This window comes from Mesorhizobium sp. SEMIA396, assembly GCF_024518615.1.
Lineage (GTDB): Bacteria > Pseudomonadota > Alphaproteobacteria > Rhizobiales > Rhizobiaceae > Mesorhizobium.
The window spans coordinates 210,364-226,203 of record NZ_JANIFC010000010.1; the positions used below are offsets into that span (position 1 = coordinate 210,364).

Annotated in this window: 13 protein-coding genes; 7 read left to right on the forward strand and 6 right to left on the reverse strand. The window is 61.4% G+C overall.

What is annotated here, in order from left to right; genetic code table 11:
* Position 1: 1 nt before the first annotated feature.
* From NP503_RS23685 to NP503_RS23700, 4 genes are all read right to left on the reverse strand, one after another.
* A complete protein-coding gene (locus NP503_RS23685) occupies positions 2-940 on the reverse strand; it encodes an ABC transporter permease (RefSeq protein ID WP_127270347.1) in 939 nt (312 codons plus the stop codon).
* Between the two features lie 33 nt (positions 941-973).
* A complete protein-coding gene (locus tag NP503_RS23690) occupies positions 974-2,557 on the reverse strand; it encodes an ABC transporter substrate-binding protein (protein ID WP_127270348.1) in 1,584 nt (527 codons plus the stop codon).
* A gap of 194 nt (positions 2,558-2,751) precedes the next feature.
* On the reverse strand, positions 2,752-3,015 hold the full coding sequence (locus NP503_RS23695) for a hypothetical protein (protein WP_127276278.1): 264 nt from the start codon (positions 3,013-3,015) through the stop codon (positions 2,752-2,754).
* 28 nt (positions 3,016-3,043) lie between these two features.
* Positions 3,044-4,768, reverse strand: coding sequence for a CocE/NonD family hydrolase (locus NP503_RS23700; RefSeq protein ID WP_236383073.1), 1,725 nt, complete (start codon positions 4,766-4,768; stop codon positions 3,044-3,046).
* 119 nt (positions 4,769-4,887) lie between these two features.
* Between NP503_RS23700 and NP503_RS23705 the strand changes: the two genes are divergently transcribed.
* A complete protein-coding gene (locus NP503_RS23705; protein ID WP_127267312.1) occupies positions 4,888-5,700 on the forward strand; it encodes a helix-turn-helix transcriptional regulator in 813 nt (270 codons plus the stop codon).
* A gap of 12 nt (positions 5,701-5,712) precedes the next feature.
* Here NP503_RS23705 and NP503_RS23710 read toward each other — a convergent pair whose 3' ends face one another.
* Both NP503_RS23710 and NP503_RS23715 read right to left on the reverse strand, forming a co-directional pair.
* Positions 5,713-6,999, reverse strand: a complete 1,287-nt coding sequence (locus NP503_RS23710; protein WP_127267311.1) for an ArgE/DapE family deacylase — start codon at positions 6,997-6,999, stop codon at positions 5,713-5,715.
* A gap of 184 nt (positions 7,000-7,183) precedes the next feature.
* The gene (locus tag NP503_RS23715; protein WP_236383061.1) at positions 7,184-7,450 is read right to left on the reverse strand and encodes a hypothetical protein; all 267 of its coding nucleotides are present in this window, start codon (positions 7,448-7,450) and stop codon (positions 7,184-7,186) included.
* Positions 7,451-7,624: 174 nt separating this feature from the next.
* Between NP503_RS23715 and NP503_RS23720 the strand changes: the two genes are divergently transcribed.
* From NP503_RS23720 to NP503_RS23745, 6 genes are all read left to right on the forward strand, one after another.
* Entirely contained in the window at positions 7,625-8,569 is a 945-nt protein-coding gene (locus tag NP503_RS23720) for a MurR/RpiR family transcriptional regulator (RefSeq protein ID WP_256754998.1), read from the forward strand.
* A gap of 254 nt (positions 8,570-8,823) precedes the next feature.
* Entirely contained in the window at positions 8,824-10,128 is a 1,305-nt protein-coding gene (locus NP503_RS23725) for an ABC transporter substrate-binding protein (RefSeq protein WP_127267309.1), read from the forward strand.
* Between the two features lie 3 nt (positions 10,129-10,131).
* Positions 10,132-12,135 carry an ABC transporter permease subunit gene (locus NP503_RS23730; protein WP_236383059.1) on the forward strand — a complete coding sequence of 668 codons (2,004 nt, stop codon included), beginning with the start codon at positions 10,132-10,134 and terminating at the stop codon, positions 12,133-12,135.
* A 14-nt stretch (positions 12,136-12,149) separates the two neighbouring features.
* Entirely contained in the window at positions 12,150-13,199 is a 1,050-nt protein-coding gene (locus NP503_RS23735; RefSeq protein ID WP_127267308.1) for an ABC transporter ATP-binding protein, read from the forward strand.
* Positions 13,189-14,346: an amidohydrolase/deacetylase family metallohydrolase gene (locus NP503_RS23740; RefSeq protein ID WP_127267307.1), complete on the forward strand. Its 1,158-nt coding sequence runs from the start codon at positions 13,189-13,191 to the stop codon at positions 14,344-14,346. The genes NP503_RS23735 and NP503_RS23740 overlap by 11 nt, the downstream gene beginning before the upstream one ends.
* A 12-nt stretch (positions 14,347-14,358) precedes the next feature.
* Positions 14,359-15,831: an aldehyde dehydrogenase gene (locus NP503_RS23745; RefSeq protein ID WP_127270350.1), complete on the forward strand. Its 1,473-nt coding sequence runs from the start codon at positions 14,359-14,361 to the stop codon at positions 15,829-15,831.
* The last annotated feature ends 9 nt before the right edge of the window (positions 15,832-15,840 follow it).

Consider the following 15,840-nt stretch of genomic DNA (forward strand, 5'->3'; position numbering starts at 1 on the left):
GTTACAAATTCTCGCGGATTCTTGGATCGAGCGCCGCGTTGATCAGGTCGGCGAGCGTCGTGGAGATGACGAATAAAACGGTGGTGACGAGGACCGTGCCCATGACGATCGGATAGTTGCGCGAATCCACCGACTTGACGATCAGTGCGCCGATACCCGGACGGGCGAACACCACCTCGACGAAAACGGCCGCCGAGAGCAGATGCGCCATGCCGACGCCGATGATCGTCACCGTCGGCAGGATGGCCAGCGGCAGCGCGTAGCGCGCGACGATGCGTCGCTCCGAAAGACCGAAGGAGCGCGCCATGCGGATGTGGTTCTCGCCGAGGATCTCCAGCATGGAGGCGCGCACGATGCGCGAGATGTAGCCGACCCAGCCGATGCCGATGACGAAGGCCGGCAGGATGAGGTGAACGAGCCCACCGCGGAAGCCAGAGCCGGCGCCGATGGCGGGCAGCCAGCGCAGGCCGACCGAAAAGATCAGCAGCGCATAGATCGCCATGACGAAGGACGGAATGGCAATCGTGCCGACCGCGAACACGCCCACGAGCTTGTCGATCACGGAGTTGCGGTGCATCGCCGAATAGCAACCGAGCGGCACGCCGACGAAAACGGCCCAGGCGATCGATACTAGGATCAGCTCGATCGTATAGGGCAATTGCTCGAAGACGATGGCGCTGACCGGGCGCTGTGTGAAAACGTCGGTGCCGAGATTGCCGTGCAGCAACCCCCCGAAGAAGGAGACGATCTGCACGGGCAGCGGCTTGTCGAGGCCCATCTGCTCATGCAACTGGGCTTTCAGCTCAGGCGTCGCACGCGGCCCGAGCAGGACGGCTGCGGGATCGCCCGGAACGGCCTGGATCATCAGAAACAGCAGCGTCACTGCGACCACGATGATCGCGGCCGCCAGGGCGGTACGCTTGGCAAGGTATAGCCACATATCCTGATCCAGCCCTTCCCGGCGATCGCCGCGCTATGCCGATTTCGGCTCGAAACCGAGATAGAGCGGCCGCCCGTCGGGGCGCGTGTCGGCCTCGAGCTCGGTCGTCCGATACATGATGGGCGATCCCTCATGGGTGAGGAAGCGGTAGGAGCCGGAATCCTCCATGATGTCCTGCATCTCATAATACATCTTGGCCCGTTCCTGCGGGTCTTCGACGGTCACCGCCTTGGCGTTGAGTTCGTCGAAGCGTTCGCTGCGGAAGCGCTCCCAGTTCCAGACCCCCACCTGGTCTCGCACGAAGAAGGTGGTGGCGTAGTAGGGATCCGGCACCATCGAGAAGCGCTGCACGATCAGCTGCATGTCCTTCCAGCGCTCGCCTTCCGATTCCATGCCTATGGTCCAGAAAGAGCCGGAATCCTGAACATTGACCTCGACCGTGATGCCGATCTGCGACAACTGCGCCTGGACCATTTCCGCGATCGTTGAAAAGGTGGTCACGTTGAGCGCATCAATGGTGAGGCTGAGTTCGGTGATGCCGGCCTTGGCGAGATACTCCTTGGCTTTTTCGAGATCGCCTTCCGGCGGTACCAGTGCCTTTTCCCGATGCCCGACCAGACCCGGAGCAATGAGGCCGGTGGCGACCTGCGCCTGGCCCGAATAGGCCGCATCCATGATCTGCGGCACGTTGATCGCCCATTGGATTGCCTTGCGGACATTGACATCCTTCAGCTTCGGGTGATCCGAATTCATGCCGATATAGACGTAATAGAGCGAGGGTTTCTCCTCGATCTTGGTGTTCTCGGGCGGGCTGCCCTTCAACGTGGCCAGCGAATCGAGGCTGAAATCAGTGAAGTCGATGTCGCCGGCCTGATAGGCGCGCTCAGCGGTCTTGATGTCGCTCATCGGCAGGATATGGATTTCGTCGAAGCCCGGCTTCGGACCCTTCCATTCGGGATTGCGGGTCAACAGGACGAGTTGGTTCGGCTTCCAGTCCGACAGCATGTACGGACCTGAAAAGCAGGGCGGCTTCATGCCGAAATCGCCGCCGTCGGCAACTGCCTTCGTCACCGCTTTTTTCGAGACGATGTGGCCGCAACCATAGGGCAGCGTGATGTTCCAGAGCGGCACGAACGGGGTCTTGAGCACGATGACGCCAGTATGGTCGTCCTCGATGTCGACGCGGTCGAGCGGACCCCAGTCACCCTTGACCGGAGAGTTGTGCTGGATAACGCGCTCAAACGAGAACTTTACGTCCTCAGTTGTCATTTCGCCGAAGTCGCCAGTGAAGTTGATGCCCTTCTTCAGGCGGAAGCGGATGTGCGTCGGATCGATCTGCTCGACGGATTCGGCAGCTTCCAGCTCCCAGCCCCACTCCGAACCCGGCTTGTATCGGGTGAGCTTGGTGTAGATGCAGTTCATGACATCGACATTGTAGGCGTTCTGGTAGAAGCCGGGATCGAGCTTGTCGATGTCCGAATAGGCGCGGGCCTTGAGCACCTTGCCTTCGGCTGCCCATACGGCCTGCGACAGAGGCAGGCCGGAGGCGATGATCCCCGCGCCGAGACCGGCGCCGGCCTGCAGGAAATGCCTGCGGTTCAATGTTATTTCAGTCACGCTCTTTTCAGTCACAGTTGCGTTCCCCTTTCAACCCGAGCGGGCTTCCGGACGACTGCCGGTTCGCTCTTTTTTGGTGCCGCGCCGCCCGACGGGCCACGAGTTCGGACGGTGCATTCTTCAGTTCAGCCGGCTAACCGGTCAATTTCGCTGCCGACGCAGATGTAAGCGATACTAGCGTCAGTTCGCGAATGTCACAGCAGGCGACGCTCTATTGCCTCGGCCCATTTGTGCTCATGGACGAGAGCCTCGCCTTCCCACGCCTGCAAGTTCGCCTCGATGTGGAAATGCGAAGACGTTGCGGTCATGGTGGTCTCGGTCACCGAGTGCATGCGCCAGTCGGCGCGTGAGAATTCGAACTCCCATTTGGCCTCGGCCTTGACCGATCCGAAATCGTCGCTGCGGAAGGAATAGCGTTCGTGGCCGAGCGAGGTGATGGTGAGGTCGTTGTCGACCATGCGATAGGTGCCGGCGCCCTCGCCGATCTCAACGACGGTCGAAGCGTCTGCCAGATTTTCCGTTATCGTCCAACCCTTTTGCGGCTTTGAGATCGTCTCCACCCCGTAAGGGCGGCGCCCCTTCGGGTTCGGCAAAAGGCGCCGGTTCCGGATCTCTGGCGCCTCCGACGCGAACCGGAAGTTCAAGTCGGCAATCCGCCGGGTGGACGGTAAGCGTGACCGGCTCGGGCGAAGGCCATGCGACCGGGAAATAGTTGGTCGAGATGGACAGCCGAATGCGATGGCCGACCCGGAAGCGCTGCGCCACATGCTTGAGCGGCACCGAAGCGCGATAGCGCGTGCCCGTTTCGAGTGGTTCAGGGTTTTCATGCCCGTCGCGATGCGTCAGGTTGAGAAGGCCGTAGCTGACGCGCGTTACCGCGCCGCCGGGCGAGACATCGCAAAGCCGTACTGCCACCATGGCGACCGGCCTGTCGCTTTCGAAGGCAAGGTCGAATATGGCGTCGCCGGCGATCTCGAGATTCTGCGCCAGCACCTCGGTTTCGTAGACAAGGCTGCCGGCGTCGTCGCCGCGCTGGTCCGCCGGCTGGTCGCCGGGCGTGGCGTAGGAGCACCATTTGCCGCCGCGCAGGCCGACCCACAAGGGCGAACGGATCGCTTGCCTTCCAGACGCATGATCTGCCTGGCGTGCGGACAGGCGCCCATTGCCGGAAAGGAAGAAAGACTGCCGCTCGACATTCGGCGACGGCCATGCCGGCTCCGTCACCCAGCGTCCGGCCCGCAATTCATAGGAGGTTTGCGGCGGGGCGCTGTCCTGCACGAACAGGCGCAGCATCGGTTCGCCCATAATGCCGGTGTCGCGGCCCTTCAGCCAGTGATCCCACCAGCGGACGCATTCCTGGAGGAAGCCGATGGCGGGACCGGGCTTGCCGATATGCGGATAGGTGTGCGCCCACGGCCCGACCAGCCCCTTGCGCGGACCCTGCAGCTTTTCCATGAGGCGGAAGACGGAGCGGCAATAGCCGTCGGCCCAACCGCTGACGGCATAGACCGGACAGGCGATCGCGTCGAAATCCTCGCAGACCGAGCCGTGCCTCCAGAATTCGTCGCGGTGCTGGTGCTCCAGCCAGTTCTTCAGCCACAACCCGCTTTCCTTCAGCCGGCTGTGCCATAAAGCACGCCAGTTGTCCGGCTTGTTGCGGGGATCCGGCGGCAGCGTGTTGCGGCCGAACATGATCGCGGCCCAGGAGAGATTGTCGATAAGCAGCGTGCCGCCCATGTGGTGGACGTCGTCGGCGTAGCGGTCGTCGGTCGAGGCGCAACTGATCACCGCCTTCAGCGCCGGCGGACGCATGGCGGCGATCTGCAGCCCGTTGAAACCGCCCCAGGAGATGCCGATCATGCCAACCTTGCCGTCGCACCAGGGCTGGGTCGCCAGCCATTCGATGACCGAGCAGCCGTCGTCCAGCTCCTGCTGGAGATATTCGTCGAGCATCAGCCCTTCGGAATCGCCGGTTCCGCGCAGGTCGACGCGCACCACTGCGTAGCCGTGGCCAGCTACGTAGGGATGCATGACGACATCGCGCGCGGCGGTCAGATCGTTCTTGCGATAGGGGATATATTCCAGGATTGCCGGCACCGGCTTTTGTTCAGCACCCTCGGGAAGCCACATGCGCGCCGCAAGCCGGCAACCGTCCGGCATCGGGATCTCGAAATGGTCGACCGAGCGGATCGGATGGGGGAAGTTGGACACTGTGCGCAAGGTGAGGCCCTCTGTTTGGCGGGCGCCACCTTGGGCAAATCGGCAGTGTCGCACAATTTCGCGACCCTTCGCGACTTGACACTGTTCTGGCGTCAGTATGCATTAGATCCATGCAGACCGAACCGCTTCCCCAGAACCTCGCCTTCCTGTGCAGCTATTATCCGTCGATCGCCGCCGTGTGTCGGCGCCTGCAGATCAACCGCCAGCAGTTCAACAAATATCTGAGCGGCCAGACCTGGCCGTCACGCCGCAACATGCGCAAGATCTGCGATTTCTTCGGCGTGACCGAAGGCGAGCTTTTGATGGACCAGCAGCGCTTTGCCGAGATCGTCGGCCTGCGCCGCCGCCCGCTCGGCGTCCACGCGCCGTCGGACCTGCTGGTGCACATGGAGCAGCTCTATCAGCGGTCCGGCGATCTCGGGCGCTATGTCGGCTACTATTTCCGCTATTTCTACTCGTTCGGCTATGCCGGCAAGATCATCAAATGCCTCGTCGTGATCTATGAAAAGGACGGCCGCTATTTCTGGAAATGCATGGAAAGGCTCGTCCATTTCGGCAAATATGGCGTGAAGACCTCGAAATATTCGGCCGCGCTGCTGCTGCTCGGCGATCGCATATTCGCGCTCGAATCCGAAATCCTGCTCAAAACCAGCATCACCCAGGTGATCCTCTATCCGAGCTACCAGACGAGCGTCGCCTATCTGGTCGGCATCCAGACGGGCATGCCCCTTTTACGGGGGCGGAGACCCGCAGCCTCGGTCGTGCTTCTGGAATATCTCGGCCGCTCCGTCGACCAGCGCAAGGCGCTGCGGGCCTGCGGCCTATTCGACGAAACCGACCCCGCCATCGATGCTGGCATCCGCGCCATGATCACCAACCGGATACCGGCGGGCACATTCGTGCTTGAAACCGAGGAGGTGTAGCCGGCTCCCCGGTTATATTGCCCGCTCCACGCCGCACCAGCCGGCGGCGAACAGCGCGATCGTCTTCGTCACCCGGCGCAGCGACGACAGGCTGACGCGCTCGTCAATGCCATGAATATTCTCCGAAACCGGTCCATAGACCAGCGCCGGTATATTCGCATGGACGGCGAAGAGCGCCGCGTCGAGATAACAGGTCATGACGTAGGAACGCATCTCACCGCCATGCGCCAGACCGTGTGCTTCCTGCAGAACCTGTCCGGCGGAGCAGTGCGGCCGCATGCGGTAGCCGGTCTGCATGACGCCGATCCACTCGACCTTCGGATTTGCCTTGGCGAGCCGCGGATCCGCACTTGCCGTATCGGCGACGAAGGCTTCGAACGCGGCGGCGCGCTGCCTGGGATCGTCGCCAGGATAGAAGCCGATCCGGCCCTCGAAGGAGCAGGCGAAAGGGACCGAGGCCAGCCACTCGCCGCCGGAGATGGTGCCGATGTTGAGCGATGCGGGATTGGCGATCTCCTCGAAACCGGGATGGCGCGCGCGTTCGTCGTTCCACTTGGCCGCAAGACGCTGCAGGTGGCCGATCAGGCCGAGCCCGGCATCGATGGCGCTGACGCCGGACTCTGCTTCCCTCGGATGTGCGGGCACGCCATGGACGGTGATGCGGAATTTGATGACGCCGGAATTGGCCGAAACCAGCTGTTCGTCGGTAGGTTCCGGAATCAGCACCGCATCGGCGGTGCAGCCACGGGCGATTGCGGCGGCCGCGCCGTTGCCCGTCACCTCCTCGTCGAGCACCGACTGCACCTGCACCGGCGCGGTCAGGCGGTAGCCGGCCTTCTCGATCGCGTCGAGAGCGAAGATGTTGGCGATGAGCCCGGCCTTCATGTCGCCGGCGCCGCGGCCGTAGAGCCAATCGCCGTCGCGGGTGGCGGAAAACGGCGGATAGCGCCAATGTGACGGGTCCGCCGTCGGCACGACGTCGACATGGGCGTTCAGGGCCAGCGAGCGGCCGACTTGCGAAGCCGGCGTCTTCCTGCCGACCACGTTGAACGCGCCGGCATAGTCGATCGTCGCCGGCGAGAAGGCCGGATGATTGGCCATCGCCCGCATATCGATGCCGAACCGTTCCACCGCATAGCCGCGTTCGGCGAGCGCTGAGGCGACGATCTCCTGCGCGGCGCCTTCCTGCCCGCGCAGCGAAGGCGCGCGGACGAGCCGCTGTAACAGTTCGACCTGGCTTTCAAAATTGTCATCGACCGCGCGGGCGATGTGATCTGGATCGGGGAATGAGGATTTCATGACTAGCCTTCCTGACTGAACCGGCGGGGAGAAGTCGCGCGTCTCTCTTGCCCAGCCGGCACTGTCAATGGCCGTTCTGGCCGGCAGCATAGGTGCAACAGGAACCGTTGCCCGAGATAAGCGGGCCGGCGAGCCGGACGCCGCGTTGCCGGACGCATTTGCTCTCCATGCCGCGCCCTCCCAGCTATGCCGGACAGAGGGCCTTGCGCAGGGCCTCGACGAACTGCTTCAGCGGCGGGGTTGGGCCGACGTTGTATTTCCAGTTGGTCAGTCCGATGGTCAGCGAATCCTCGTAGCTCTGGCCGCGAAGATAGGTGACCAGCTTGTCGAGATCGATGATGCCGTCGCCCCAGGCAAGATGGCTGCCGCCGGCATCCGAGTCGGTGAAATGCACATGTGCGACGCGGCCGGCGACATGGGTGAAATTATCTTCGGGCCGTTCATGCGTCATCACCGCGCCGGCCACGTCATAGACGGAACGCTATACGCGTTCATGTGGCAACAACTCGAACGAGAGGCGAGCTAAGCTGAAGGCCTCATGAAGTAAAGTTACGCATCAGGTTTCAGAGAAACGTTGACACCCTGACGGTTTAATTCAAAACCTCGACCTAAAGGGAGATATTCAATGGCTCGCCATCCGTCGCAAGAAAATCGCATATCACAACCTAATGATGACACGGTCATCCCAGGCGTCAAGCGCAATGCACAAGATGTCATTGGGCTCATTGTCGACCAGCAGTCACAGTTCTCCAAAACAAACCGCCGGATTGCGCACGCGATTTTGAGCGAGCCGCATAGCTTTGCCGAAAAGCCTATCGAGGAACTCACCACTTGGCTCAATGTATCGGCGCCAACCATCACACGGTTTTCGCGCATGCTGGGATGTGACGGTCTAAAGGATCTCAAGCTCAAGATCATGGGGTCGGTGCGCGTCGGCATCCGTTATCTCGAACCCCAGACGCCGCCCGGATCCATCGCCGAAGTTGCGGAGCGCGTCAGCAAACGGGCGCAGAAAACCATTGCGGACATGCATCACAACGTCGACCTCGAACGCGCCCAGGCGGTCGTCGACAAGATCAGCGTCTGCCACACGCTCTACGCATTCGGAAGTGGCGGTGTCTCCTCATGGCTTATCGAGGAGATCCAGAACCGCTTTTTCCGGTTGGGTATACGCGTAATCCCCTGTAACGATCACCAGATGCAGTTCATGCTTGCAACAGCTGTTGAACGCACGGACGTCGTGATCTGCTGTTCGCTCACGGGCGCCAATGTCGAGCTCGAGAAGGCTGTAACCGTCGCTCGCGAGTACGGAGCGACAACCATCGCCCTGACACCGAGCGGACCCCCCCTGGCTTTCGCTGTGGACGAACTCCTGCCGATCGACTGCCTCCCGGACGAAGACATTCTGACGCCGGCGTCAATCCGCTACGCCTACATGATCGCAATCGACATCATATCCTACGGCGTCGCCATCGCACGCAAGGACGCGGGCCGGGAAAAGCTTCGCCGCCTCAAGCAGCAACTGGCGATCGCACGCGATGCGGCCCAGACACAACCCTTGTGCGACTGAGCCGGAAGATGTCAACTTTTTTGCTTTTTTGATCAAAAAATAGATCAAAAACTGACAAAATGCTCCGGACCAACGAAAAATGACACGGAAATGAAAATTTTGTTGGACAGCTAAAAATTTTTGCGCATAGTTACCCCACAGCAAGAGCTTAACCGGCCTTACAGTTTGTCTTCTAGGCCGGAGATACTGAAAGTCATCTGCCGGCACAGCCGGTCGGCCGAAATCAAAAAAAGCTATCATAATGGGGAACTAGCATGATTTCTTCGCTGGAACGACACCTGCTGTCCAGAAGACAGATACTACAAGGCGCTGCGGGACTATCCGCTGCCGCGATGATTGGGTCTCGCGCCTTCGCGGCACCCTCCACGCCGATCAGCTTCGTCGGCTGGCAATACCAGCCGCAGATCGTCGAAGAGAACGTCAAGACGTTCATGAAACTCTATGATGAGAACGTGAATTACGAGCTCGTATCGGGCGATTACCACCCTGTGGCGGAAACGAAGCTCACCGGCGGTCAGCATATCGACATGCTGTATTCCGAAGAGAACTACATCGCCCGCTGGCACGCGGCCAACTGGATCCGTGACATCGAGAGCCTTCCGGGCGTTGCCGATATCAAGGCCGGCATGTTCCCGGTCAGTGTCGAGTCGCTTTCGCTGCCCAACGGCGGGGCCCTGTGCGGGCTCCCCTACTACGCCGGCTACAACACCTTCCTCTACAACGAGGAGCATCTCAAAAAGGCCGGGGTTCAGGTACCGGAAACCTGGGATGCCGTTCTTGATGTCTGCCGCAAACTCAAGAAGGACGGCATATCCGACGCGCCCTTTCACGCAATGTGGCAGCAACAATGGCCAAACATGTCCTGGTATATGTTCGCGGCTTGGTATTCCGAGGGCGCCAAGGTCTTCGATGCCGACGGAAACTTCGTCGATGAGCCGGCCTTGCGCAAGATCCTCGAAATCAACCAGACCTTCTACAAGGAGAAGCTGGTCGTCGAAGACATCATGACCTTGCCCGGCGAAGGTGTGCCCAGCTATGCCTCCGGCCGTCACACGTTCATGGTCGTCCATGACTACAACCACAAGGTCGCCAACGATCCCGCCGTTTCCAAGATCGCGGGAAAGGTGCGCAACGCGATCATGCCGGGCGCGACCCGCTCGACCATGGCCTGGACGGCGGCCTATCTGATGGGCGCCCAGCCCGTCGATGAGGAGCGCGTGTGGAACCTGCTCCAGTTCTTCGGCGGCAAAGCCAAGGATGGCCAGTATCATGTGATCAAGCGCTGGGCTCTCGAGTTCGGTCTCGGCTCGGGCTACAAGGCGGTCATGCAGGATCCGGAGATCGTCGCCAGTTTCTCGAAATGGCGCGACCTTGACATTTCGGCCAAGCAGCTCGGCATGGCGACGTCACGCGCGATCGGCAAGGCGATCTGGTTCCCGGAATGGGATATGTTCATGATGCAGCAGGTCCAGGAATATATCCGCTCAGGCAGCTCGACCGACGAGTTGGTGACAGCGCTTGCGGCCAAGGCTTCCGAGCTCAAGGCCCAATATCAGTAAGACATGACGCAACAGCCGGTCATCGGGGCCGGCTGTTGCGTCCGCACCAACCTCCAACACATCGCCAGACGCGGCATTGTCGGCGATCTGGCCCAGATGATGCGCGAGGACGCCATGACGATGACATTGCCGTCGCAAGGAGCCGAGCCGCTGGCGCGCGAACGCCGGCGCAGGATGAGCCTTCCGGCTTTTGCCTATCTCTCCGTCGCCCCGACGCTGATCCTGATGATCCTGATCGTCGGCCTGCCGCTCCTCTACAGTCTGTACTTGTCCTTCAACATCACCAATCCGATCACCAAGCGATGGATTTTCGTGGGCTTCGCCAATTATGCGAAGATCTTCCAGAATCAAGGCTTCTGGTATGCGCTCGGCCGCACGCTTTACTTCTCCACGATTGCGGTCATCGGGACGACCGTACTGGGAACACTGATCGCGCTCGTCTTGAATCAGCGTTTTGCCGGCCGCGGCTTCCTGCGCAGTATCGTCCTCGTTCCCTGGGCCATGGCGCCCGTGTCTATCGGGGTGCTGTGGTCCTTCATCTATGCCGGCAATTTCGGTCTGTTGAACGGCTTTCTCAACGACATAGGCCTCGGTTCATGGGGGCGGGCATGGTTTGGAGAGGGCTTCCGCGCCCTCAACCTCGTGGCGCTGACCCAGGTCTGGAACCAGACGCCGTTGACGACGCTGATGCTCCTTTCCAGCCTGCAATCCATGCCGGGCAACCTGCATCGCGCTGCCATTCTCGACGGCGCGGGACCGGTCAAGCGCTTTTTCGCGATCACTTTGCCTTGGCTCAAGTCGACGCTGCTGTTCTCCACCATCATCTCCACGATCAATGCGTTCCTGGCCTTCGACATCATCTGGATCATGACGCGCGGCGGTCCGGGCGCGGCGACCACCACACTGTCCTGGCTCGGCTACATGCAATCCTTTCAGTTCCTGAAGTTCGGCGAAGGGGCCGCTCTTCTTTACGTGCTGACGTTTCTCAGCCTTGCATTCGCCATCGCCTATTTTGCCTTCCTCAGCCCCAGGAAAGCCAGGACGACAGTGTCGGCTTTGGCGGCCCCAGGGCTGCTAACAGCCAGTTGCCCGCGGCCCGCCATGGTCGTTCTGCCGGAATGGAAGCCGAAAAGGCTGATGGGCCCGATCGCTGCACGCAACGCTGGCAAGATCCTGTTCGCGCTCGCCGTCGTTGCCATTTTCGTCTGGTCGTTCCTGCCTGTTGCGGCGCTGGTCCTGATAAGCCTATCGCCAGCCACCGACCTGATCCGCACGCCCCCCTCCATCGTGCCCTCGACGCTCACTTTCGACAACTATCGGGCGGTGCTCATGGCGCAAGGCACGACCAGCGTGCAGGCCGCGCGCGTGCCGTTGTCCCTGCTCAACAGTTTCGGCATCGGCATCGTCGTCTCCGTCGTCAATGTCGCGCTCGGCACCTTGGCTGGCTACGGTTTTGCCCGCTATGCTGGACATCGTTTCTTTGCCGTCAGCCTCTGGGCGCTTCTTCTGACGCGTATGGTTCCCGCACTGACGCTGGTTCTGCCGTTCTTCGTCATCTTCCGGACGCTCGGGCTCATCGACACCCATCTCGGTCTGGTGATCGCATATTCGACGATCCTGATGCCGCTTGCCGCCTGGATGATGAAGACCAGTTTCGAGACCGTTCCAATCAGCCTTGAGCGCGCGGCACAGATCGACGGCTGCAGTCGCTGGACGATGTTCCGCAAGGTTCTGGTGCCCGTGGTGCGGCCGGCTATCGTCGCGGCGCTGATCTTCTGCTTCCTCGTGTCCTGGAACGAGTTTCTCTTTGCCATGATCCTGACCTCGACCCCCAAGACGCAGACAATCCCCGTCGTCATCGCAGGCTTTCTCAACCAGGCCCGTTTCTATGAATACGGACCGCTCTTTGCGGCCAGCGTGCTTGCCATCCTGCCGCCTGTGGCCGTTGCCTTCTTCTTCCAACGTTACCTCGTCCAGGGTGCGCTTTCCGGCGCGGTCAAGGGCTGAAAGGAGCTTCAAGCATGGCGTCGATCAAGATTGCCGGCCTTACCAAGCGGTTCGGGGCGATAGCTGTTTTGAAGGGTCTCGATCTTACGATCAACGATGGCGAGTTCATTTCCTTCCTCGGACCGTCGGGGTGCGGGAAATCGACTTTGCTGTTTTGCATCGCCGGCCTGGAGGATATCGACGAGGGATCCATCCGCTTCGACGACAAGGAGATTTCGGAGCTCGGTCCGCGTGAACGCAACATCGCGCTGGTCTTCCAGGATTACGCGCTCTACCCGCACATGACGGTGCGCGAAAACATCGCCTTTCCATTGCGCCAGCAGAAGCTGGACGAAGCGACCGTAGGCAAGCAGGTAGCCTGGGCAGCCGATGTTCTGGGCATCGAGGCCCTTCTCGATCGCCCGCCGGCGGCGCTTTCCGGCGGCCAGCGCCAGCGCGTTGCCGTTGGCCGCGCGATCGTCAGGAACCCTTCTGTCCTTCTCATGGATGAGCCGCTGTCAAATCTCGACGCCTCGCTGCGGGTGCGCATGCGCACCGAGATCCGACGCCTCCAGAAAGCGCTCGGCATTACCGTCATCTTCGTCACCCACGATCAGGAAGAGGCCATGGTGCTGTCGGACCGGATCGCAGTGATGAAGGACGGCGTCGTGCAGCAGTTCGGACCGCCGATGGAGGTCTATTCGGCTCCCGCCAACCAGTTCGTCGCCGGGTTTATCGGCAGCCCGCAAATGAACTTCCTGCCCGCCAATCTCTGTGGCGGGAGTTCTGACCGGATTCTTGGCGTGCGTCCCCACGACCTGAAGCCGGCGGCGCGCGGTAATGGTGGTCTCACCCTTTCGGGCGAACTCGTGCTGATCGAGCCCGCCGGGCCTTTCCAGTTCCTCGATGTCGACGTTGCCGGCCACATCGTCCGGGCAACCTGCAGCGATGCGTCGGGCCTGTCCGCGGGCGAACGCATCACTCTCTGCGCGAGCCCGGACGCTGTCCGCTATTTCGCCACCGAGGACGGCACCCGTATCAATCAGCGCTTCTTGGAAACCGAAAGCCGAATTCATGCCTTATGATCTCGTTTTGAAAAATGGTCGCGTCATCGATCCTTCCCAGGGTATCGACCAGGTCACCGATGTCGCCTTCGCCGCAGGAAAGGTCGCCGCCGTCGGTAACGGTCTTTCTGGAACCGAAGAACGAAACGTAGCGGGCCTTATCGTAACGCCCGGCCTGATCGATCTGCACACGCATGTTTACTGGGGCGGGACGTCGCTTGGGGTGGATCCGGACGCGTTTGCCCGCAAGAGCGCGGTTTCGACCTGCGTCGACACGGGAAGTGCCGGACCGGGAAATTTCCCCGGATTTCGCAAGCATGTGATCGAGCGAAGCACGGCTCGCATTCTCGTCTACCTGCATATCTCCTTCGCCGGCATCTATGGTTTTGCAAAGAACATCATGATCGGCGAAAGCCATGACATGCGGCTTCTTGCCGGCCGCGAGGCCGTCGAGGTCATCAACGCCAACCGCGACATAATCATCGGGGTGAAGGTGCGCATCGGTCGCCACGCCTCTGGCCCCGCCGGTATCCAGCCTCTCGATGTCGCCCTGCAGGTCGCCGACGAGACGGGCCTGCCATTGATGGCCCATATCGATGAGCCACCCCCTTCCTACGAGGCCGTCGTCTCGCGCCTGCGAGCTGGCGATGTACTGACCCATTGTTTTCGACCCTTCCCTAATGCGCCCATCGACGGCGCAGGCAAGATCAAGCCGGAAATCCTCGAGGCGAGGGAACGAGGCGTCCTTTTCGATATCGGCCACGGGATGGGCTCCTTCTCCTGGAAAACGGCGCGCGCGATGATGGCGCAAGGCTTCCAGCCGGACACCATCTCCTCCGATGTTCATGCGCTCTGCATCGAGGGTCCGGCCTACGACCAGGTTACGACGCTTTCGAAATTCCTTGCGCTCGGCATGTCGATCAACGACATCATCGCAGCCTCGACCGTCAATGCGGCCAAGGCATTGCAGCGCCCAGAGCTTGGAACATTCAAGATTGGCTCGGCCGGGGATGCGAGCATCCTCGAATTGCGTAATGGCGCGTTTTCCCTTGAAGACACGCGCGGCGAGATTGTCGTTGCGCCTGAACGTATCTTTGCCGCCGGTCTGGTCATCGCGGGCCAGGATATCGGTACCGATGATCAAACGCTCGCTGCGGCGGCCGAATGAAGGAGATTTGAAATGGATGGTGGCTATGCCATGAAAGACGCGCCCGCCAATTTCATAGGCGGCGAATGGCAGACGGAGCCGGACACCATGCCGGCGGTCAATCCCGCAACCGGGGAGACCATTGCCCAGTTGCCGCGATCAGGCCGCGAGACGGTACAACGGGCTGTCGCGGCTGCAAAAGCAGCCGCGCCGACATGGGCCGGCATGCCGGTTTTCAAGCGCGCCGCGATCTGCGTTGCCATCGCCTCGGCAATCGACGCGGCTCAAGAAAAGATCGCACGCCTCCTGTCGACCGAGCAGGGCAAAGTTCTTGCCGAGGCCATGGGTGAGGTCGGCAAGGCCGCCGACGGCTTCCGGCTCGCATCCGAACTCGTCAAGCAGCTGGGTGGCCAGACCTTGCCCGCCGAGGATCCGACGAAGCTCGTCATGACGATCCGCCAGCCGCGCGGGGTCTACGGAGTCATTACCCCTTGGAACTTCCCGGTCAACATCCCCGTCGAATATCTGGCACCGGGCATTGCGACCGGCAACACCATCGTCTGGGTGCCCGCCCCGTCGACCTCGCTGGTCGCCTGTGCCTTGATGGAGGTAATCGACGGCGCCGGTCTTCCCGCCGGCGTCATCAATCTGGTCATCGGTGAAGGCGCTACCGCCGGCGACGCCGTCGTGGTTCATCCCGACGTCGCGGCAATCGGCTTTACGGGCAGCGCGGCGACCGGCAAGAAAATCGCCGAGCGCGGCGCCGGCAAGCCGCTGCTCCTGGAACTGGGCGGCAACGGCCCGGTGATCGTTTTCGAGGACGCTGATCTTGACGCGGCGGCCGCCGCCGCGGCCGGCGGCGCATTCTTCAACGCCGGTCAGGTCTGCGCCGCGACGGGCCGCGTTCTCGCTCATCAGTCGGTTGCCGAAAGCCTCTGCGAAAAGCTCGTCGCCCATGCGCAAAAACATGTGCTTGGTGATCCCTTCCACCAGGGAACGACCATGGGGCCGCTGAACAACGCGAAGGTCGCAGCCAAGGTCAAGGAGCACATCGATGACGCAATCGCGCAGGGTGCCAAGGTGCTCTGTGGCGGCAAGCCGCGCCCCGATCTCGGCAGCGGGCTGTTTTTCGAGCCGACGATCATTACCGGCGTCACGCGCGAGATGAAACTCAATCGCGAGGAAACCTTCGGCCCCGTCGTGCCCGTTCTCACTTTCAAGAACGAGGCTGAAGCGCTCGATCTGGCGCTCGACAGCGAATATGGCCTGTCGGTCGGCGTCTTCACGGCGAATGTGGCGCGGGGTGTTTCGGTCGCCAGGGCGATCCCCGCCGGGATCGTCAATATCAATGCCGGCAGCACATGGTGGGAAATTCACCTGCCCTTCGGCGGCGGAAGCGGCACCAAGAGCGGCATCGGCCGACTGGGCGGCGTGCACACGATGGAAGCCATGACCGAACTCAAGATGATCACCGTCACGATCGATCGAAAGGCAGGTGCGGCATGAGCCCTCAAT

What these genes read in the sequence shown, in the direction of transcription:
- NP503_RS23685 (WP_127270347.1), bottom strand. Translation starts at nt 940, where the DNA reads ATGTGGCTATACCTTGCCAAGCGTACCGCCCTGGCGGCCGCGATCATC.
- NP503_RS23695 (WP_127276278.1), bottom strand. Translation starts at nt 3,015, where the DNA reads ATGGTCGACAACGACCTCACCATCACCTCGCTCGGCCACGAACGCTAT.
- NP503_RS23705 (WP_127267312.1), top strand. Translation starts at nt 4,888, where the DNA reads ATGCAGACCGAACCGCTTCCCCAGAACCTCGCCTTCCTGTGCAGCTAT.
- NP503_RS23710 (WP_127267311.1), bottom strand. Translation starts at nt 6,999, where the DNA reads ATGAAATCCTCATTCCCCGATCCAGATCACATCGCCCGCGCGGTCGAT.
- NP503_RS23715 (WP_236383061.1), bottom strand. Translation starts at nt 7,450, where the DNA reads ATGACGCATGAACGGCCCGAAGATAATTTCACCCATGTCGCCGGCCGC.
- NP503_RS23720 (WP_256754998.1), top strand. Translation starts at nt 7,625, where the DNA reads ATGGCTCGCCATCCGTCGCAAGAAAATCGCATATCACAACCTAATGAT.
- NP503_RS23725 (WP_127267309.1), top strand. Translation starts at nt 8,824, where the DNA reads ATGATTTCTTCGCTGGAACGACACCTGCTGTCCAGAAGACAGATACTA.
- NP503_RS23730 (WP_236383059.1), top strand. Translation starts at nt 10,132, where the DNA reads ATGACGCAACAGCCGGTCATCGGGGCCGGCTGTTGCGTCCGCACCAAC.
- NP503_RS23735 (WP_127267308.1), top strand. Translation starts at nt 12,150, where the DNA reads ATGGCGTCGATCAAGATTGCCGGCCTTACCAAGCGGTTCGGGGCGATA.
- NP503_RS23740 (WP_127267307.1), top strand. Translation starts at nt 13,189, where the DNA reads ATGCCTTATGATCTCGTTTTGAAAAATGGTCGCGTCATCGATCCTTCC.
- NP503_RS23745 (WP_127270350.1), top strand. Translation starts at nt 14,359, where the DNA reads ATGGATGGTGGCTATGCCATGAAAGACGCGCCCGCCAATTTCATAGGC.